General features: G+C 72.5%; 20 protein-coding genes and 1 pseudogene. 12 read left to right on the top strand and 9 right to left on the bottom strand.

Going from position 1 to position 19099, the window contains the following annotated elements; translation table 11 throughout:
* Positions 1-369: 369 nt before the first annotated feature.
* The gene (locus ABTY20_RS28490; protein WP_351999917.1) at positions 370-1959 is read right to left on the bottom strand and encodes a beta-N-acetylhexosaminidase; all 1590 of its coding nucleotides are present in this window, start codon (positions 1957-1959) and stop codon (positions 370-372) included.
* A gap of 255 nt (positions 1960-2214) precedes the next feature.
* Here ABTY20_RS28490 and ABTY20_RS28485 point away from each other — a divergent pair, with 255 nt between their 5' ends.
* The 9 genes from ABTY20_RS28485 to ABTY20_RS28445 all read left to right on the top strand — a co-directional run bounded on the left by ABTY20_RS28485 (position 2215) and on the right by ABTY20_RS28445 (position 9063).
* Positions 2215-2844: a 2-oxo-4-hydroxy-4-carboxy-5-ureidoimidazoline decarboxylase gene (locus ABTY20_RS28485; protein WP_502991903.1), complete on the top strand. Its 630-nt coding sequence runs from the start codon at positions 2215-2217 to the stop codon at positions 2842-2844.
* Between the two features lie 178 nt (positions 2845-3022).
* The gene (gene sdhC / locus ABTY20_RS28480) at positions 3023-3403 is read left to right on the top strand and encodes a succinate dehydrogenase, cytochrome b556 subunit (protein WP_351999914.1); all 381 of its coding nucleotides are present in this window, start codon (positions 3023-3025) and stop codon (positions 3401-3403) included.
* A gap of 5 nt (positions 3404-3408) precedes the next feature.
* Positions 3409-3891, top strand: a complete 483-nt coding sequence (locus tag ABTY20_RS28475; protein WP_351999913.1) for a succinate dehydrogenase hydrophobic membrane anchor subunit — start codon at positions 3409-3411, stop codon at positions 3889-3891.
* 19 nt (positions 3892-3910) lie between these two features.
* The gene (gene sdhA, locus ABTY20_RS28470) at positions 3911-5665 is read left to right on the top strand and encodes a succinate dehydrogenase flavoprotein subunit (protein ID WP_351999912.1); all 1755 of its coding nucleotides are present in this window, start codon (positions 3911-3913) and stop codon (positions 5663-5665) included.
* A complete protein-coding gene (locus tag ABTY20_RS28465; RefSeq protein WP_030829816.1) occupies positions 5665-6444 on the top strand; it encodes a succinate dehydrogenase iron-sulfur subunit in 780 nt (259 codons plus the stop codon). Before sdhA ends, ABTY20_RS28465 begins: the two co-directional genes overlap by 1 nt.
* A 158-nt stretch (positions 6445-6602) precedes the next feature.
* A complete protein-coding gene (locus ABTY20_RS28460; protein WP_351999911.1) occupies positions 6603-7214 on the top strand; it encodes a Uma2 family endonuclease in 612 nt (203 codons plus the stop codon).
* A gap of 126 nt (positions 7215-7340) precedes the next feature.
* Positions 7341-7757 (top strand): hypothetical protein, encoded by a 417-nt coding sequence (locus tag ABTY20_RS28455; protein ID WP_351999910.1) that lies wholly within the window; start codon positions 7341-7343, stop codon positions 7755-7757.
* Complete coding sequence (locus ABTY20_RS28450; RefSeq protein WP_351999909.1) at positions 7754-8257, top strand: thiol-disulfide oxidoreductase DCC family protein; 504 nt, start codon at positions 7754-7756, stop codon at positions 8255-8257. The genes ABTY20_RS28455 and ABTY20_RS28450 overlap by 4 nt, the downstream gene beginning before the upstream one ends.
* Positions 8258-8289: 32 nt before the next feature.
* Entirely contained in the window at positions 8290-9063 is a 774-nt protein-coding gene (locus ABTY20_RS28445; RefSeq protein ID WP_351999908.1) for a TetR/AcrR family transcriptional regulator, read from the top strand.
* 49 nt (positions 9064-9112) lie between these two features.
* Here the strand turns inward: ABTY20_RS28445 and ABTY20_RS28440 are convergent.
* The 3 genes and pseudogenes from ABTY20_RS28440 to ABTY20_RS28430 all read right to left on the bottom strand — a co-directional run.
* Positions 9113-9280: pseudogene (locus tag ABTY20_RS28440) on the bottom strand (MMPL family transporter); the annotation flags it as partial.
* 10 nt (positions 9281-9290) lie between these two features.
* Positions 9291-10613, bottom strand: a complete 1323-nt coding sequence (locus ABTY20_RS28435) for a metallophosphoesterase (protein ID WP_351999907.1) — start codon at positions 10611-10613, stop codon at positions 9291-9293.
* A gap of 24 nt (positions 10614-10637) precedes the next feature.
* Entirely contained in the window at positions 10638-10886 is a 249-nt protein-coding gene (locus ABTY20_RS28430; RefSeq protein WP_030829790.1) for an SCO4848 family membrane protein, read from the bottom strand.
* 172 nt (positions 10887-11058) lie between these two features.
* Between ABTY20_RS28430 and ABTY20_RS28425 the strand changes: the two genes are divergently transcribed.
* Positions 11059-12339, top strand: a complete 1281-nt coding sequence (locus tag ABTY20_RS28425) for a D-alanyl-D-alanine carboxypeptidase family protein (protein ID WP_351999906.1) — start codon at positions 11059-11061, stop codon at positions 12337-12339.
* Here the strand turns inward: ABTY20_RS28425 and ABTY20_RS28420 are convergent.
* The 3 genes from ABTY20_RS28420 to ABTY20_RS28410 form a co-directional block, all read right to left on the bottom strand.
* The gene (locus ABTY20_RS28420) at positions 12287-13198 is read right to left on the bottom strand and encodes a YihY/virulence factor BrkB family protein (RefSeq protein WP_351999905.1); all 912 of its coding nucleotides are present in this window, start codon (positions 13196-13198) and stop codon (positions 12287-12289) included. The two genes, ABTY20_RS28425 and ABTY20_RS28420, sit on opposite strands and share 53 nt — an antisense overlap.
* A gap of 135 nt (positions 13199-13333) precedes the next feature.
* Entirely contained in the window at positions 13334-14260 is a 927-nt protein-coding gene (locus ABTY20_RS28415) for a decaprenyl-phosphate phosphoribosyltransferase (RefSeq protein ID WP_351999915.1), read from the bottom strand.
* A gap of 5 nt (positions 14261-14265) precedes the next feature.
* Positions 14266-14808 carry a phosphatase PAP2 family protein gene (locus tag ABTY20_RS28410; protein ID WP_351999904.1) on the bottom strand — a complete coding sequence of 181 codons (543 nt, stop codon included), beginning with the start codon at positions 14806-14808 and terminating at the stop codon, positions 14266-14268.
* 133 nt (positions 14809-14941) lie between these two features.
* On the opposite strand from ABTY20_RS28410, the gene dprE1 reads away from it, so the two are divergent.
* Positions 14942-16297, top strand: coding sequence for a decaprenylphosphoryl-beta-D-ribose oxidase (gene dprE1 / locus ABTY20_RS28405; RefSeq protein WP_351999903.1), 1356 nt, complete (start codon positions 14942-14944; stop codon positions 16295-16297).
* A gap of 19 nt (positions 16298-16316) precedes the next feature.
* Positions 16317-17072 carry a decaprenylphospho-beta-D-erythro-pentofuranosid-2-ulose 2-reductase gene (gene dprE2, locus ABTY20_RS28400; protein ID WP_351999902.1) on the top strand — a complete coding sequence of 252 codons (756 nt, stop codon included), beginning with the start codon at positions 16317-16319 and terminating at the stop codon, positions 17070-17072.
* A gap of 16 nt (positions 17073-17088) precedes the next feature.
* Here dprE2 and ABTY20_RS28395 read toward each other — a convergent pair whose 3' ends face one another.
* Entirely contained in the window at positions 17089-17667 is a 579-nt protein-coding gene (locus tag ABTY20_RS28395; RefSeq protein WP_351999901.1) for a 2'-5' RNA ligase family protein, read from the bottom strand.
* Between the two features lie 217 nt (positions 17668-17884).
* Entirely contained in the window at positions 17885-18898 is a 1014-nt protein-coding gene (gene trpS, locus ABTY20_RS28390; RefSeq protein ID WP_351999900.1) for a tryptophan--tRNA ligase, read from the bottom strand.
* Positions 18899-19099: the final 201 nt, after the last annotated feature.

Genomic DNA, 19099 nt, shown 5'->3' with positions numbered 1-19099 from the left:
CGGTGGCCGCGGGCACCGGGGAGGGTCCGTCGGCGAACGCGGGGACCGTGCCCGCCAGTACGGCGGTGCAGGCGAGTGCCGTGGCACTGAGGACGCGCTCGCGGCCAGCCCGCGCTCGTCGGCTCGCGCGATCAGTTCCACCAGGCTCATCCACGCCCCCTCAAGGAGTGTCCGCGGGCCCCCGACGAGGCCCTCACGTGCCCCGACCCTCACCGATCCCGCATTTCCCCTTACTGCGTGCGAGGGGCCCGGAGTGTCACAGGGGGACCACGCCGAGCCGGTCGAGCGGGCGGAGGCAGCGGTTTTCGGCCATCGGGCCGGGTCGGGCCGGGGCCGGCGATCCGTACCGCGGGCCGGCCCGGGGCCCGGTCAGTCCAGCTCGTCCGCCAGCTCCCGGAACTCCGCCCAGGAGAGCTCGGGGGCGCCGGGGTCCCACAGCTTCTGGACGGTCGCCGCCAGCGGCAGCCGGATCCCGTCCGCGACCTGCTCCTGGGTCTGGGCGCGGGGGAGGTCGCCCCAGACGGCGAAGGACCCGCCGAGGATCTGGTCGTCGTACCGCTTCGGGACCGCGGTGGTGCCGCGCAGCACCAGCGGCGTCCACTGCTCGTAGATCCGCTCGCCCGTCGGGTAGACGAAGGTCAGGGGCTCCCCGAGCACGTAGTAGAGGAACTCGTCGTTGTGGTTGACGACCTTCCTGCCCTCGTCCAGGTACTCCGCCGGCGGCCGGGCGCCGATCTCCTTGCCGGTCCAGTACGCGACCTGGACGTCCTCGGCGGCCCGGACCGATCCGCCCCGGAAGAAGCCGTCGTTCCAGGCGCGGGGCGTGCGGTCGTGGGCGCGGACCGTGGCGGCCCGGTCGTTGAGCCAGCCGGTGGTCAGGTCCTCCACGGTCGCGCCGGGGCCGTACTTCTCCCGCGCGGCGGCGGCCAGGTCCGGGAACGACGCCTCGGGGTCGGACACCACCAGCGCCTGGTACTCGTCCGCGCCCAGGTGCCACTGCCCGCCGGGGAAGAGGCCGGCGTACTCGTCCAGCAGGTCGTCGACGATCTCGGCGGCCCCGGGCCTGGAGATGTCGATCGCGCCGCGCACCGCGCCGCCGCTCGCGTCGCGCAGCTGCAGGTCCGGGTGGGCGGCGAGGACCGCGCCCAGGTGTCCGGGCGAGTCGATCTCGGGGACGACGGTGATGTGCCGGCTCTCCGCGAGGTCGACGATCCTCTTCACCTGCGCCTTGGTCAGGTGCTGCTCGGACACGATCTCCGGGTGCGAGTCGGACTCGATGCGGAAGCCCTGGTCGTCGGAGAAGTGCAGGCCGAGCTCGTTGAACTTCAGGTCGCCGAGCTCGCGGATCCGGTCCTCGATCCAGCCGGCGTCGTAGTGCTTGCGCGCGATGTCCAGCATCAGCCCGCGCCGCTGCTTGGCGGGCCCGTCGCGCACCACGCCCTCGGGGGCGGCGCCGGCCCCCCGGATCTCCTGCTTGAGCGTGCGGGTGCCGTAGAACACGCCCGCCTCGGCGGGGGCGGCGACGGTCACCCGTCCGCCCCGCACGGTCATCGTGTACGCCTCGGGGTTCGCGCCCGCGTCCCGGTTCAGCTCCAGCCGCAGGTCCCCGGCCCGCTCGTCGTCCTTCTCGCCCGCGTACGCCAGCCCCAGCTCGCCGGCTATCAGCCGGCCCTCGTCGGCCAGCGCCGGATCGGCCACGACCACCCGGTGGTCCTTCGCGGGGCGCCAGCCCGGACCGCGCTCCGCCGTGTGCCCGCGGACCGCGGGGATGGTGCGCGGCGCCTCCGACAGGGGGTGGGAGCGGCTCGGGCTCGGGCCCGGGTCCTCCCCCGCCGCCGTCCCGGCGGCCTCGTCGGGACCGCCGGGGCTCTGCGCGGAGGAGGCCGCCGCCGAGCCCGCGGACGCGCCCCCGCCGTCCGGGGACGCCCACAGACCGAGGCCCACGCCGGTCGCGGTCATCAGCGCGCCCGCGGTGGCGGCCACGACCAGCACCCGCCGCCGTCGCACCGCCTCCGCCGCCGCGCGGCGCCTGTGCTGCCTGTGCTGCCTGTGCTGCCTGTGCTGCCTGTGCTGCCTCACCCAGCCAACGTACGACCCGAATGGGTGAAGGGCCGCGACGAGCCGTCCTCAAACCCTGCCGTCCGGGTGAATCCGGGGTACCGATCGGACACGTCTCGGACTCACTCGATAACGTGACGTCACAACTCTCACAGCATCTTCCACCGCCACACGCGACGCCCACGAGGACCCACGCTGCCTGCGCACCGTCTCCCAGACCTCCCCGGCCGAGTCTCCATACCCGGACAGCCCCGCGACGCCCCCGGCGCCCCGTCCGCCCTCGCGTGGTTCAACACCGCCCCCGCCGAGGAGGCCGAGCGCGCCCTCCTGGCCTGTCTGCGCAGCCCGCGCTGGGCCCTGCGCCTCTCCGGCCACCGCCCCTACCCCGATCTGCCGTCCCTCCTGGCGGCCTCCGACGAGGCGACGTACGACCTCTCCCCCAAGGAACTGACGGAGGCCCTGGCGGCGGAACCCCTCCCCGCCCTCCCCGACGGCACCTACTCCGCCGCCCACACGGCCCTGACCGCGGCCCACACGGCGTACGAGGCCAAGTTCGGCCACGTCTTCGTCATCTGCCTGGACGGCGTCCCCGAGGAGGAGACCCTGGACCGGGTCCTGGAGAACATCCGGTCACGATTGGCCAACGATCCGGAGGACGAACGGGTCGTGGCGGCCGAGCAGCTCCGGCGCCTGGCCAGGGAGCGGCTGCCCGCCGTCCTGGGGGCGCGGGGAACCGCCCTGTCCACCGCCGACGGGCCCGCACCCGGTGAAACGCCGCCCCGGTAGCCGCCAAGCACCGACGCGCACCCCTTCGAGTGCAAGTTTGATCACACCGGTAGGCCCCCTGTCCGCGCCGCAGACAGTCGTCGCTAACATGCTGGGGGCCGGTGGACCGTACCCGGCCGGGCCCGACCGACAAGGAAAGCCGGCGCGGCCCCGAACCCCGCTCCCGGAGGAAACTTCCGTGCCGGCTGGAACGCTGTACCGCGGCCGGGAAGGAATGTGGTCCTGGGTGGCTCATCGAGTCACCGGCGTCCTCATCTTCTTCTTCCTGTTCGTTCACGTGCTGGACACCGCTCTCGTGCGGGTGTCCCCCGAGGCCTACGACACCGTCGTGGCCACGTACAAGACACCGATCGTCGCGCTGCTGGAGTACGGCCTCGTGGCCGCCATCCTGTTCCACGCGCTCAACGGCCTGCGTGTCATCGCCGTCGACTTCTGGCTCAAGGGCGCCCGCTACCAGAAGCAGATGCTCTGGACCGTCGTCGCCCTGTGGCTGGTGCTGATGCTCGGGGCGATCTACCCCGTGCTCGGCCACGCCGCTCGTGAAGTGTTCGGGAGCTGACACCCATGTCCACGACTGACACCACCGCCTCGGGCATCAGCCCCGTCGAGGGCGGCCCGCGCTACTCCGTCGACAACCCGGCGCCGGTCATCGAGCCCCCGCGCAAGCGGACCAAGAAGAGCCCGAAGAGCACCCGCGGCAACTTCGAGATGGCCGCCTGGCTGTTCATGCGCCTGTCCGGCGTCGTCCTGGTCGTCCTGGTCCTCGGTCACCTGCTGATCCAGCTGGTGCTGGACGGCGGCGTCTCCAAGATCGGCTTCGCCTTCGTGGCCGGCCGCTGGGCCTCGCCGTTCTGGCAGGTCTGGGACCTGCTGATGCTGTGGCTCGCCATGCTCCACGGCGCCAACGGCCTGCGCACGGTCATCAACGACTACGCGGAGCGGCCGAGCACCCGGCTCTGGCTCAAGGGCCTGCTCTACACCGCCACGGTGTTCACCATCCTGCTGGGCACGCTGGTGATCTTCACCTTCGACCCGAACATCCGCTAGGCACGGGGCTGCGAAACTCATGAAGATCCACAAGTACGACACCGTCATCGTCGGCGCCGGCGGCGCGGGCATGCGCGCGGCCATCGAGTCGACCAAGCGCAGCCGCACGGCCGTCCTGACGAAGCTCTACCCCACCCGCTCCCACACGGGCGCCGCGCAGGGCGGCATGGCCGCCGCGCTGGCCAACGTGGAGGAGGACAACTGGGAGTGGCACACCTTCGACACGGTCAAGGGCGGCGACTACCTGGTCGACCAGGACGCCGCCGAGATCCTGGCGAAGGAGGCCATCGACTCGGTCCTCGACCTGGAGAAGATGGGCCTGCCGTTCAACCGCACGCCGAACGGCACCATCGACCAGCGCCGCTTCGGCGGCCACTCCCGCAACCACGGCGAGGCGCCGGTCCGCCGGTCCTGTTACGCGGCCGACCGCACCGGCCACATGATCCTCCAGACGCTGTACCAGAACTGCGTCAAGGAGGGCGTGGAGTTCTTCAACGAGTTCTACGTCCTGGACCAGCTGATCACCGAGGTCGACGGCGTCAAGAAGTCCGCCGGCGTGGTCGCGTACGAGCTGGCCACCGGCGAGATCCACGTCTTCCAGGCGAAGGCCGTGATCTACGCGTCCGGCGGCACCGGCAAGTTCTTCAAGGTGACGTCCAACGCGCACACGCTGACCGGTGACGGCCAGGCGGCCGTGTACCGGCGCGGGCTGCCGCTGGAGGACATGGAGTTCTTCCAGTTCCACCCGACCGGCATCTGGCGCATGGGCATCCTGCTGACGGAGGGCGCCCGCGGTGAGGGCGGCATCCTGCGCAACAAGGACGGCGAGCGCTTCATGGAGAAGTACGCGCCGGTCATGAAGGACCTCGCCTCCCGTGACGTCGTCTCGCGCTCCATCTACACGGAGATCCGCGAGGGCCGCGGCTGCGGTCCCGAGGGCGACCACGTCTACCTGGACCTCACGCACCTGCCGCCGGAGCAGCTGGACGCCAAGCTGCCCGACATCACGGAGTTCGCGCGGACCTACCTCGGCATCGAGCCCTACACGGACCCGATCCCGATCCAGCCGACCGCGCACTACGCCATGGGCGGCATCCCGACCAACGTCCAGGGCGAGGTGCTGGCGGACAACACCACCGTCGTGCCGGGTCTGTACGCGGCCGGCGAGGTCGCCTGCGTCTCGGTGCACGGCGCCAACCGCCTGGGCACCAACTCGCTGCTGGACATCAACGTGTTCGGCAAGCGGGCCGGCATCGCGGCGGCGGAGTACTCCCAGAAGGCCGACTTCGTCGAGCTGCCGGAGAACCCGGAGTCCCTGGTCGTCGAGCAGATCGAGCGGCTGCGGTCCTCCACCGGCAACGAGCGGGTGGCCACCCTCCGCCGTGAGCTGCAGGAGACCATGGACGCCAACGTCATGGTGTTCCGCACCGAGCAGACGATCAAGACGGCGGTCGAGAAGATCGCCGAGCTGCGCGAGCGCTACAAGAACGTCGCCATCCAGGACAAGGGCAAGCGGTTCAACACCGACCTCCTCGAGGCCGTCGAGCTGGGCAACCTGCTCGACCTGGCCGAGGTCATGGCCGTCTCCGCGCTGGCCCGCAAGGAGTCCCGCGGCGGTCACTACCGCGAGGACTACCCGAACCGCGACGACGTCAACTTCATGCGCCACACGATGGCGTACCGCGAGGTCGGCGCCGACGGCACCGAGACCGTCCGTCTGGACTACAAGCCGGTCGTCCAGACCCGCTACCAGCCGATGGAGCGTAAGTACTGATGGCTACCCCTGTTCTGGACAAGGCGGACGCGGCCGGCTCCCCCGAGCCCGGTTTCGCCGACTCCCCCTACATCACCGTCACGATGCGGATCCGCCGGTTCAACCCGGAGGTCTCGGCCGAGGCGGTCTGGGAAGACTTCCAGCTGGAGATCGACCCCAAGGAGCGCGTCCTCGACGCGCTGCACAAGATCAAGTGGGATCTGGACGGCACGCTGACCTTCCGCCGTTCCTGCGCCCACGGCATCTGCGGCTCCGACGCCATGCGGATCAACGGCAAGAACCGCCTGGCGTGCAAGACGCTGATCAAGGACATCAACCCCGAGAAGCCGATCACGGTCGAGGCCATCAAGGGCCTGACGGTCCTCAAGGACCTGGTCGTGGACATGGAGCCGTTCTTCCAGGCGTACCGGGACGTGATGCCCTTCCTGATCACGAAGGACACCAACGAGCCGACGCGCGAGCGGCTGCAGTCCGCCGAGGACCGCGAGCGCTTCGACGACACGACCAAGTGCATCCTGTGCGCCGCGTGCACGTCCTCGTGCCCGGTGTTCTGGAACGACGGGCAGTACTTCGGCCCGGCGGCCATCGTCAACGCGCACCGCTTCATCTTCGACTCGCGTGACGAGGCCGGCGAGCAGCGCCTGGAGATCCTCAACGACCGCGACGGCGTCTGGCGCTGCCGCACGACCTTCAACTGCACGGACGCCTGCCCGCGCGGCATCGAGGTCACGAAGGCGATCGCCGAGGTGAAGCGTGCGCTGATCACGCGCCGCTACTGAGGCACGTCGCCGTACGTCCGTGAGGGCCCCGTCTCCGCCGGAGACGGGGCCCTCACGGCATATGCCACACGTTCGGGTGAGGGCGGCCGCACCGGACGTGAGGGCGCCCTCCGCCCTACGATGATGGTCTCGACACCAGCCCCCCCAGGAGGCACGCGATGTCCGCAGCATCCGTCGAGCGGCCCCACGACGAGCGTCCGCTGATCGCGGAGGCGAACCGCGTCATGGACCGTCTTCCGGGCTACCGCGTCGAGATCATCGGAGGCCAGATCCTCGTGACGCCGCCACCGGACGGCCCGCACGCCCGCGCCCTGACCACACTGATGCTCCCCTTCTTCACAGCCGGACTGCACGGCGGGGAGACCGAAGTGCTCCAGGGCGTCGGCCTCTGGCTGCCCACCGACACCGAGGACTACGCGATTCCTGATCTGGTGGTCGTGGACTCCGACATCGACGACCACCTCATCGAGAACAACTGCTACGACCCGGTCTGCTTCCGCCTCGTCCTGGAGGTCGCCTCCAGCAACTGGAAGAACGACCTGAAGGCCAAGGTCGCCGTCTACGCCGAGGCGAAGATCCCCGTCTACGCCATCGTCGACCGCAAGCATGAGCGCATCCACGTCCTGACCGATCCGGTCGGGAACGAGTACGCGAGCCACCGCTTCCACTCCCCCGGTCAGCAGGTCACCCTCCCCGACTCGATCGGCGCCAAGGTCACCCTGGACGTGGCCGAGATCCTCCGGGCCGGACAGCAGCGCACGTCCGACTGAACCGCACGCGGAGCGCGGCCGTTCCGTGACGCAGCCCACTCCGCCCCTGAGTTGAACACGTTCAAAAAAGAGGTCTAGAGTCTCCCCTGTCAGCATTTTGAACATGTTCAAGAAGGGCTGGGGGACATGGACCGTACGGTCATCGCCTATGTCATCTACCTGGTGGTCAGCATCGGACTGACCGTGTGGGTCGCTCGTACGCTCAGCAGCAACGGGCGGGTCTTCCTCGCCGACGTGCTGCACGGCAACGAGAAGCTCGCCGACGCCGTCAACCACCTCCTGGTGGTCGGCTTCTACCTCGTCAACCTCGGGTTCGTCGCGCTGTACCTGAGCGACGACGAGACGATCACCGACACGCGCGGCATCTTCGAGGCCCTGTCGACCAAGCTCGGCGTGGTGCTGCTGGTGCTGGGCGTGATGCACCTGGGCAACGTGTACGTGCTCAACCGGATCCGGCGGCGCGGGGTGATGGAGCGGGAGCAGGTCCCGCCGGTGCCGCCGCAGGGCTGGGCGGCCCCGCCGGCCCCGTCGGCCGGGGCGTGAGCGGCGTGACGGCCCCCCGCGGGGACCGGGGCGCCGCGCGCGTCCCGGTCCGCCGGCTCACCGTGCTGTACGACGCCGAGTGCTCCCTGTGCGCCTTCGTACGGGACTGGCTGGTGCGCCAGCCGCAGCTGGTGCCCCTGGAGCTGGTCCCGGCGGCCTCGGAGGCGGCGCGGGCCCGGTTCCCCGGCCTCGACCACGGGGCCACCCTGGAGGAGGTCACCGTGGTCGGTGACGCCGGGCAGGTCTACCGGGGCGCCGCCGCGTGGATCGTCACGCTGTGGGCCCTGCGCGAGCACCGGCCGCTGGCCCACCGGCTGAGCACTCCCGCCGGCGCCCGGCTCGCCAGGGGCGCGGTGCTGGCCGCCGCCAAGTGGCGGGGATCGACGACCGGGTGGGGCGGGGGCGTCTACCACCGGGGCGACGGGTGGACCTACGATCCGCGCGACGGCTGGAGCTACGCCCCGCCGAACTGCGCCGCGGGCACCTGCACCACCCCGTAGGGCACCCGTCCGTGGCATTAGGCTCTCCTTCCGTGCCCGCGAAGAACGACGGCCCCGACGACGGCGCCACCCTCAGCAAGTCCGAGCAGACCCGCGCCCTGATCCTCGAGACCGCCATGCGGCTGTTCCAGGAGCGCGGGTACGACAAGACGACCATGCGGGCCATCGCCAAGGAGGCCGGGGTCTCCGTCGGCAACGCCTACTACTACTTCGAGGGCAAGGAACACCTGATCCAGGGCTTCTACGACCGGATCGCCGCCGAGCACCAGGTGGCCGTCCGGGAGGTCCTGCGCCGGGAGACCGACCTGGAGGCCCGGCTCGCGGGCGTGCTGAAGGCGTGGCTGGACATCGCCACGCCGTACCACGAGTTCGCGGTGCAGTTCTTCAAGAACGCCGCCGACCCGGACAGCCCGCTCAGCCCCTTCTCCCCCGAGTCCGAGCACGCGCGTCTGGAGGCGATCAGCGTCCACCGCGCGGTGCTCGCCGGGACGAGGAGCAAGGTGCCCGAGGAGCTGCGGGACATCCTGCCCGAGTTGATGTGGCTGTCCCAGATGGGGCTCGTCCTGTACTGGATCTTCGACCGGACCGAGGGCCGGGAGCGCAGCTACCGGCTGGCCGAGCGCGGCGCCCGGATCACCGCGCGGGGCATCGCCCTGGCCCGTTTCCGGGTGCTGCGGCCCCTGGTCCGCGAGGTGCACGAACTGTTCACGGAGTTCCTGCCCGGGATGACGAAGGCGCTTCCGGACCCGGCGAGGAAGAAGGAGGGGGCGCCCGCCGACGACGGGCGCCCCGGCACCGTCAGCTGACGGCGTCCACCTCACCGGGCGTGAGCTCCACGTCGTGCGCCAGCGGGCCGTCCTCCTTCGGTTCCACCGCCAGGTGCGGCAGCCGCTTCTCCAGGCCGGCCGGCAGCCACCAGTTGGACCTCCCGAGCAGGTGCATCACGGCCGGCACCAGCGCGGTGCGCAGGACGAAGGCGTCCAGGGCGACCGCGGCGGCCAGCCCCACGCCCGCCATGGCGGCTGGTCCGCCGTCAGGCGTGCCCGGAGGCCAGCTCGATCACCGTGATGTCCGACGGCGCGCCCACCCGCGTGGGCGGGCCCCACGCGCCGGCGCCCCGGCTGACGTAGAGCTGGGTGTCGCCGTAGCGGTCCAGCCCCGCGAGGGTGGGGTTGGCGAGACCGGCGACCAGGTTGCCGGGGAAGAGCTGGCCACCGTGGGTGTGCCCGGAGAGCTGCAGGTCGACACCGTGGTCGACGGCGTCGTGGATCTGCACCGGCTGGTGGGCGAGCAGCACGCACGCCCGCTCCCGGTCCCGGTCGCCGAGCGCCTTCGCGTAGTCCGGGCCCTGCCCCTCGTCCTCGCCGGCCACGTCGTTGACCCCCGCCAGGTCGAAGTGCGGCAGCTCCCTGCGGGCGTTCTCCAGCGGGTTCAGCCCGAGCCGCCGCACCTCCTCGACCCACTGCTCGGCACCGGAGAAGTACTCGTGGTTGCCGGTGACGAAGAACGAGCCGTGACGCGCCCTCAGCCGCGCCAGCGGAGCGGCGGCCGGGCCGAGGTCCTTCACGCTCCCGTCCACCAGGTCGCCGACGACCGCGATCAGGTCCGGCTGGGTCGAGTTGATCGTGTCGACGACCTTCTGCGCGAAGCCCCGTCCGAGCACCGGGCCGAGGTGGATGTCGCTGACCACCGCGATGCGGTAACCGTGCGCCGCGCGGGGCAGCTTGGCGAGCGGCACGGTGACCCGCTTCACCCGCGGCCCGCGCAGCACGCCGTACGTCCCGTAGCCGACGGTCCCCACGGCCGCCGCCGCGGCGGCCCCGCCGACGACGCGGGAGACGAACAGCCGCCGGGAGGGCGCGGCGGGCGTCTCCCGCGGGCCGGACGCGCCGCTGCCGGCCGCCGGACCGTCCCCGGGCGTCCCGTCGTCCGCCGCACCGCCCGCCGCACCGCCCGGGCCGTTCCCCGCGCCCTGTCCGGCCGGTATCGGCTCCGGCCGCGCCGGTACGGGCGCCGCCGCCCCGCGCGCCCCCGCCCGCCGTTCCAGGATCCGCCGCAGCACCGGGCGCACCAGCTCGCCCGCGAGCACCGCCAGCAGCAGGTACAGGGCCAGGGCCAACCACAGGAAGCCGGGCCAGGCCAGGACCTGCTGGAGCCGGAAGGGGGCCCCGCCGCGCTCGGCGACGAGGGCGCCGACGGCCAGCGCCCAGCCGCCGACGATGACCGCCGCGCCCGCGCGGCGCACCGCGCCCGGGCCCTTCGTGGTGTCCCGGAACAGACGCCGCCACACATACCAGTTGCCCGTCACCAGGACGGCCACGACCAGCAGTGCGATGAGTACGAAGACGATGGCCACGAGGCGGAGTTCCCCTGTTCCCGGTCAGGACGTCCGTGACGTCCGGCTCAGTGCGCGCAGTCCGCGCAACCCAATGCCCCCGATGACCGTCCCCAGTACGAAGGAGACCACGGCGAGCGTCAGGTGAACGAAGAAGTACGCCGTCGGGTGCCCGTCCTCGAACGCGAGTCCGCTGCTGTCCTTGACCAGGTTCTTGACGAAAGTGACCCAAATGACCCAGCTCCACACCCCGAAGGCGAGCAGGAACCAGGAGACGGGGCGGCTGAGTTTCACCAGAAGAGACCTTTCCTCACAGCGCCGGGCACCCTCGGTCGGCCGGGGGTCCGGGGGGTGTCCCCCGGAAGGGCACGGCATGGGTCCAGTATCGCCAAGCGGTGGCCGGATCCTTGCCCGGGGTGGGGGCCCGCCCGGGACTCCGGCGGATGTGGCATGTACGTTTCCGGTCGTGCCCGCACCCAAGAACACCGTCCGGCGCCCGCTGCTGGTCGCCGCCGCCGTCCTGTTGTCCACCGCGCTGACCTCCCCCGTCGCGCTCGCGGCCCCCAAGCCGTCGACGAGTCCGTCGGCCACGCCCCCGGCGACGACGTCGGTCGTGGGCGGGGTCCGGCTCGGGCAGCCGGGGACGCAGGTCAACCTCGCGCGCGGGGTGCCGGTGCTGCCGAAGGGGCTGTCGGCCCGCTCCTGGATCGTCGCCGACGCCGAGTCCGGCGAGGTGCTCGCCGCGCACAACGCGCACTGGCGGCTGGCCCCGGCGAGCACGCTGAAGATGCTGTTCGCCGACACGCTGCTGCCGAAGTGGCCCAGGACCACGGAGCACAAGGTCGAGGTCTCCGACCTGGCCGGGATCGGCGCCGGCTCCAGCATGGTCGGCATCAAGGAGGGCGAGACCTACACCGTCCACGACCTGTGGCTGGGCGTCTTCCTCCGCTCCGGCAACGACGCGGTGCACGTGCTGTCGGCGATGAACGGCGGCGTGAGGAAGACCGTCGCCGAGATGAACGAGCACGCCAGGGAGCTCCAGGCCCTCGACACGCACGCCGTCAGCCCGGACGGCTACGACGCCCCGAAGCAGGTGTCCTCCGCGTACGACCTGACCCTGATCGCCCGTTCCGGGCTGCAGAAGAAGGACTTCCGGGAGTACGCCTCGACGGTCACGGCGAAGTTCCCGGGCGAGACGGAGAAGAAGAAGGGCAGGAAGGTCCGCGGGTCCTTCGAGATCCAGAGCACCAACCGGCTGCTGGCCGGCGACTACGACGTCCCGGTCTACCAGGGCATAGCCGGGGTGAAGAACGGCAACACCACCAACGCCGGCGCCACCTTCACCGGTGTCGCCGAGCGGGACGGCAAGGTGCTGCTGGTCACCGTGATGAACCCGTCGAAGAACGAGCACAACGAGGTCTACAAGGAGACCGCGAAGCTCTTCGACTGGGGTTTCCGGGCGGCCGGCAAGGTCGAGCCGGTGGGTGAGCTGGTGCCGCCGAGGAGCGCGGCGCGGACCGGTCCCCGGCCGGGCTCGTCCGCCTCCCCCGGTGAGGCCGGGGGCGCCGGGGACGGTGTCGTCGCGGCCGGTTCGAAGCCGGTGGCGAGTGCCGCGTCGGGCGCCGACGGCGCCGGGGTCGCGCTGGGCATCGCCGGCGGGGCGCTGGTGCTGCTCGCGGGCGGCGCCTTCCTGGTCAACCGGCGCTGGCCGCTGCCGGACCTGGTGCGCCGCCGGTCACGTCCGTGAGCCCGGGCACCTCGTCCTCCTTGCTCCGCGTCGCCGTCCAGGCGGCGCAGAACAGGACCAGTTTCGAGGTGAAGTTGATCCACAGCAGCAGGGCCACCGGGACGCCGAACGCGCCGTACATGCTCTTCGCGGCCACGCCCTGCAGATAGCCGCTGAGCAGCAGCTTCAGCAGTTCGAAGCCGATCGCGCCGGTGAGCGCGGCGACGACCAGGCGGCGCCGGGCGGGTTCGACGCCGGGCAGCAGGGTCAGGACGTACAGCAGCAGCAGGAAGTCGGCGCCGACGGCGACGGCGAACGCCGCCGTGTGCAGCACGATCCCGCCCCAGCCGCCCTTCTCCAGCCCGATGGCGTCGCTGATCCGGCCGACCAGCGCGGAGGCGACGGCGGAGGCGGCCAGGGTGACCAGGACGGCGCCGCCGAGCCCGGCGAGGACGCCCAGGTCCTTGCCCTTGCGCAGCAGCGGGTTCTCCTCCTCGTCGGGCAGTTCCCACACCGCGCGCAGGCACTCGCGCATGACACCGGCCCAGCTGACGCCGGTGAACAGCAGGACGGCGCCGGCGATGAGGCCGACGGTGCCGGCGTTCTCCGCCAGGTCCCCGAGCTGGTCGGAGATGCCGGGCACCTGATCGGCGATCTCGTTGCGGAGGGTGTCCTGCCGGTCCTCGCCGAGCGTGGCCGCGCCGACCACGGCGGCCACGGTGAGCAGCGGGAACAGCGCGACGAAGCTCCGGAACGTCATCGCCGCGGCCAGCCGCGCCCAGTGCACCCGGTCCAGACGCTCGTACGACCGCCAGGCGTGCGTGAGCGTCAGCCGGGCCGTCCACGGCCCGACGACCGGAAGCCTTTTCAGCCAGTCCATGATCCGACCCTGCCCCCGTCGCGGAAGACCGATGTCCTGGTACCCCGGAACCGGGCGACCGTGTCCGGGGCCGCACGGGCGGGTGGGGAGGGCGGCACGGGCGGGGCGTCCGGCCGCGGCGGAGCCGACGGGCCCTCACCAGTCGGCCACCGCCAGGGCGTACATCGTCGCCCAGACCAGGCCGATGACGGCGAGCGCGCGGTCGCCCAGCACCACGTCCTCGGGTTCGCCCGCGGTCCCGCGGTCGGCGAAGACGGCGTACCGGAGGACGGCCAGGACGAAGGCGACCACGGACAGCTGCCGCCAGGGCAGCACGCTGGTGTGCGGCACCCCGCCCTCCTCCAGGGCCCACAGGCAGTAGCCGAGGACGGCGACGCCGGCGGCGAGCTGCCAGACGAAGCGGAGGTAGCCGGTGCTGTACTCGGTGAGCAACGCGCGCGTGGCGCCCGCCCTCCCGGCCGTCTGCACGGCCTCGGAGTAGCGCTTGGCGGCGACCATGAACAGTGCGCCGAACCCGGTGGTGATCAGGAACCAGCGGGACAGCGGGATGCCGAGGGCCAGTCCGCCGATCACCGCGCGCATCACGAAGCCGGTGGTGACGACGGCGAGGTCGACGACGAGGACGTGCTTGAGGCTGACGCAGTACGCCAGCTGCATCGCCAGGTAGGCGGTCAGCAGCGCGGCGACCTCCGGGGGGCACAGCCGGGCCGCGAGGACCGGCGCCAGGACGCCGAGGACGGTCCCGGCGGCGTAGGCGGCCGGCACCGGGACCCGGCCGGCGGCGACGGGACGGCGGCACTTGACCGGATGGGCGCGGTCGGCCTCGGCGTCGCGGGCGTCGTTGACGAGGTAGACGGCGGCGGCGCAGGCCGTGAACAGGACGAAGACCAGGGCGAGCCGGGCCGGGGCGCCGGGCGAGAACAGTTCGCCGGCGGCGGCCGGGGCGGCGACCACCAGGACGTTCTTGACCCACTGCTTGGGCCGTGCGGTGAGCAGCAGGCCCTTGAGGAGGCCGCCCCCGCCGGACGGCGCGGCCTGCCGCCGCTCGGCGCGCTCGCGCAGGAGGGTCACGCGGGGCCTCCCCTCATCCAGCGGGCACCGAGCCGGGCGGTGAGCGCGCCGAGGGCGGCCCCGGCCGCCACGTCCGACGGGTAGTGGACGCCGGCCACCAGCCGGGACAGGCACACGGCGGCGGCGAGCGGGGGCACCGCGCGGGAGCCCAGCGCGCCGAAGGCGACGGCCGCGGCGGCGGCGGAGGTGGCGTGCGAGCTGGGGAAGGAGTGCCGGCCGACCGTGCCGACCAGGGGCTCCACATGGGCGGGGCGGGGCCGGCGCACGATCCGTTTCACGACCGAGCCGGCGGCGTGGGCGCCCGCGGTGAGCGCGGTGCCGCGCAGCCAGGCGCCGCGCCGCGGACGGTCCACGACGGCTCCGGCGAGCCCCGCCGCGAGCCACACCGCCCCGTGCTCCCCGGCCCGGGACAGGGCCCGCGCGGCCCCGGCCACGCGCGGGTCGGCGCCGTACGCCCTGAGGGCGGTGAGGATCCGGTGGTCCATGCCGTGGAGACCGCGGGGGCGGGGGAGGTCGTGGAGGTCGCGGAGGTCGTCCATGTGGGCCCACTGTTCACCCCCGGCGGGCCGGAACTCCGTCACGGGAGGGCGACATCCCATTAATCACCCGTTTCGGGGACGGTGATGATGTTTCATATCCAATCAGTCACACGAGGGCGATACGGTCACCCTCATGTCCGCCGACACCGTTTCCGTCACGGGGTGGGGCCGCACGGCCCCCTCCGCCGCCCGGCTGATCCGCCCCCGGACGTACGAGGAGGCCGCCCTGGCGGTCCGGGAGTGCGGGGCCCGCGGGGGCATCGCGCGGGGGCTGGGGCGGGCGTACGGGGACGCGGCGCAGAACGCGGGCGGCGCCGTGCTCGACATGACGGGTCTGGACCGCGTGCACGCGGTCGACGCCGACGGCGGCACCGTGCTGTGCGACGCGGGCGTCTCCCTGCACCGGCTGATGGAGGTGCTGCTGCCGCTCGGCTGGTTCGTGCCGGTGACGCCGGGCACGCGCTACGTGACGGTCGGCGGGGCGATCGGCGCCGACATCCACGGCAAGAACCACCACGTCTCGGGCTCCTTCTCCCGCCACGTGCTCTCCCTGGAGCTGCTCACCGCCGACGGGGAGGTCCGTACGGTCGTGCCGGGCACGCCGCTGTTCGAGGCGACGGCGGGCGGGATGGGGCTGACCGGGGTGATCCTGACCGCGACGGTCCGGCTGCTGCCGGTCGAGACCTCGCTGATGTGCGTCGACACCGAGCGCGCGGGCGACCTCGACGACCTGCTGGCCCGCCTCGCCGACACCGACCACCGCTACCGCTACTCGGTCGCCTGGGTCGATCTGCTGGCCCGCGGGAGGGCCACCGGCCGCGCGGTGCTCACCCGCGGCGACCACGCGCCCCTGGACGCGCTGCCGCGCGCCGCGCGTGCGCGGGAGGAGACCCTGTCCTTCCGCACCCCCCGTTTCCCGGCCGCCCCGTCCTTCGTCCCCGAGGGCCTGCTCAGCCGCACCACCGTGGGGCTGTTCAACGCGCTCTGGTACCACAGGGCGCCCCGCGCGCGGGTGGGGCGGCTCCAGCGGATCCCCGCCTTCTTCCACCCGCTGGACGGTGTGCCGCACTGGAACCGGATCTACGGCCGGGGCGGCTTCGTGCAGTACCAGTTCGTCGTCGGGCACGGCCGGGAGGACACCCTGCGCCGCGTCGTGCGCCGGATCTCCGAGCGTCGCTGCCCGTCCTTCCTCGCCGTCCTCAAGCGCTTCGGGGAGGCCGACCCGGGCTGGCTGTCCTTCCCGGTGCCGGGCTGGACCCTGGCCCTGGACGTCCCGGCGTCCCTGCCCGGCCTCGGCCGTCTCCTCGACGAACTCGACGAGGAGGTGGCCGGCGCCGGCGGGCGCGTCTACCTCGCCAAGGACTCCCGGCTGCGCCCCGAACTGCTCGCCGCCATGTACCCCCGGCTGGACGACTTCCGCGCGCTGCGCGCCGAACTGGACCCGCGCGGGGTGTTCACCTCCGACCTGTCCCGCCGCCTCCACCTCTAGGCACCCTCTAGGAGCTGTCGTGAAGGACGCCTTCGGCCTCCCCCAGACCCTGCTCGTCCTCGGCGGTACGTCGGAGATCGCGCTGGCCACCGCGCGGCGGCTGATCGCCCGCCGCACCCGCACGGTGTGGCTGGCCGGCCGCCCGTCGTCCGCCCTGGAGGAGGCCGCCGGACACCTGCGCGGGCTCGGGGCCGACACGCACACCGTGGCCTTCGACGCGCTCGACCCCGCCTCGCACGAGGCCGTGCTCGGCAAGGTCTTCGCCGAGGGCGACGTCGACCTGGTGCTGCTCGCCTTCGGCACCCTCGGCGACCAGGCCCGCGACGAGCGGGACCCGGAGTCCGCGGCGCGGGTCGCGCAGACCAACTACACCGGCGCCGTCTCGTCGGGCCTGGTGTGCGCCCGTGCGCTCCAGGCGCAGGGCCACGGCTCGCTGGTGGTGCTGTCCTCCGTGGCGGGCGAGCGGGCCCGCCGCGCGAACTTCGTCTACGGCTCCAGCAAGGCCGGTCTGGACGCCTTCGCCCAGGGTCTCGGCGACGCGCTGCACGGCACGGGCGTGCACGTCATGGTGGTGCGTCCCGGGTTCGTCCGCACCCGGATGACGGCCGGGCTGCCCGAGGCGCCGCTGGCCACCACGCCGGAGGCGGTCGCGGCCGCCGTCGAGCTGGGGCTGCGGCGCCGCACGGAGACGGTGTGGGTGCCGGGCGCGCTGCGGGTGGTGATGTCGGTGCTGCGGCACCTGCCGCGCGGGGTGTTCCGCCGGCTTCCGGTCTGACGGGCGGCGGGGGCGCTCAGTGGGCGGAGACGGATCCCCGGTCCGCGCTCCCGGCCTGCGGGGGCACCACCGCGGAACCGAAGGGGAACTCGCGCAGCTTGCGCCACACCCCGTCGGCGCCCTGTTCGTAGAGCGCGAAGCCGGTGCAGGACCACTCGGCCTGGTAGTCGGAGAGCTCCTCGAAGGCGCGGTCCATGGCCGCCTCCCCGATGCCGTGCGCCACGGTGACGTGCGGGTGGTACGGGAACTGCAGCTCGCGGGCGATCGGGCCGGAGGCGTCGCGGACCCGCTCCTGCAGCCGGCTGCAGGCCTCGCCGCCGTCGACCACCCGGACGTACACCACCGGCGACAGGGGCCGGAAGGTGCCCGTGCCGGAGAGCCGCATGGGGAACGGGCGGTCCGCCGCGGCGACCTCGCCCAGGTGCGCCTCGACGGCCGGCAGGGCGCCGTCGTCGACCTCGGTCGGTGGCAGCAGGGTGACGTGCGTGGGGATGCCGTGCGCCGCGGCGTCGCCGAAGCCCGCGCGCAGCTGCTGAAGCCGGCTGCCGTGAGGCTCCGGGACCGCGATCGACACACCGATCGTTACGGTCCCCACGTCGTCTCCTGTCGTTGTGGTGGTGAAACGCGATGGTGAAGCTCTGCGGTGGGCGCCGGGTGACCGCCGGAGCGGCCGCCCCGTCATCGACTGTACGACCACGACCCGGATGCGGGCAGGCGCAACCGGAGTGATGTGCGGCGCTGCGCGGTGGTACGGACCGCCGTCGCGGGCCGGTTCAGCGCCGGTCCGTCGCCCGGCGGCCCGCTGCCGGGGGTCAGTGCTTGGCGGGCAGGAAGCCGACCCGGTCGTACGCCCGGGCGAGGGTCTCCGCGGCGACGGCACGCGCCTTCTCCGCGCCCTTGGCCAGGATCGAGTCGAGGGTCTCGGGGTCGTCCAGGTACTGCTGGGTGCGCTCCTTGAACGGGGTCACGAACTCGACCATGACCTCGGCGAGGTCCGTCTTGAGGGCGCCGTAGCCCTTGCCGGCGTACCTCTCCTCCAGTTCGGGGACGTCCGCCCCGGTGAGGGTCGAGTAGATCGTGAGGAGATTGCTCACGCCGGGCTTCTCCACGACGTCGTAGCGGATCACCGTGTCGGTGTCGGTGACCGCGCTCTTCACCTTCTTGGCGGTGGCCTTCGGCTCGTCCAGGAGGTTGATGAGGCCCTTCGGCGTGGACGCCGACTTGCTCATCTTGACCGTCGGGTCCTGGAGGTCGTAGATCTTCGCCGTCTCCTTGAGGATGTACGCCTTCGGCATCGTGAACGTCTCGCCGAACCGGCCGTTGAAGCGCTCGGCGAGGTCGCGGGTGAGCTCGATGTGCTGGCGCTGGTCCTCGCCCACCGGCACCTCGTGGGCCTGGTAGAGCAGGATGTCCGCGACCTGCAGGACCGGGTACGTGAACAGGCCGACGGAGGCGCGGTCGGCGCCCTGCTTGGCGGACTTGTCCTTGAACTGGGTCATGCGGGAGGCCTCGCCGAACCCGGTGAGGCAGTTCATGATCCAGGCGAGCTGGGCGTGCTCGGGCACGTGACTCTGCACGAAGAGCGTGCAGCGGTCCGGGTCGAGACCGGCGGCCAGCAGCTGGGCGGTGGCCAGGCGGGTGTTGGCGCGCAGCTCCTTCGGGTCCTGCGGGACCGTGATCGCGTGCAGGTCGACGACCATGTAGAACGCGTCGTGGGTCTCCTGCAGGGCCACCCACTGCCGGACGGCGCCGAGGTAGTTGCCGAGGTGGAACGAGCCTGCGGTGGGCTGGATTCCGGAGAGCACGCGGGGTCGGTCAGTCGCCATGCCCACCATTCTCTCAGGCTCCGGGGGTCACTCGGGCGCGGGTCCGGAACAGGGGATCCCGATCCGTTCCCGACGGTGTGACGGGGGGACGGGACGCGGGAGGGACGTCATGCGGCGGTCGCCGCGCGGCGGGCCCGCCCCGGGCGGGCACGCCCCGCGGGGGGGCCGGGGGGAGGCAAAGGCACCGCGGAGTGCCCGCGG

This window comes from Streptomyces sp. NPDC126497 (assembly GCF_040302425.1).
Classification (GTDB): domain Bacteria; phylum Actinomycetota; class Actinomycetes; order Streptomycetales; family Streptomycetaceae; genus Streptomyces.
This window is presented reverse-complemented; position numbering and strand designations above follow the sequence as displayed.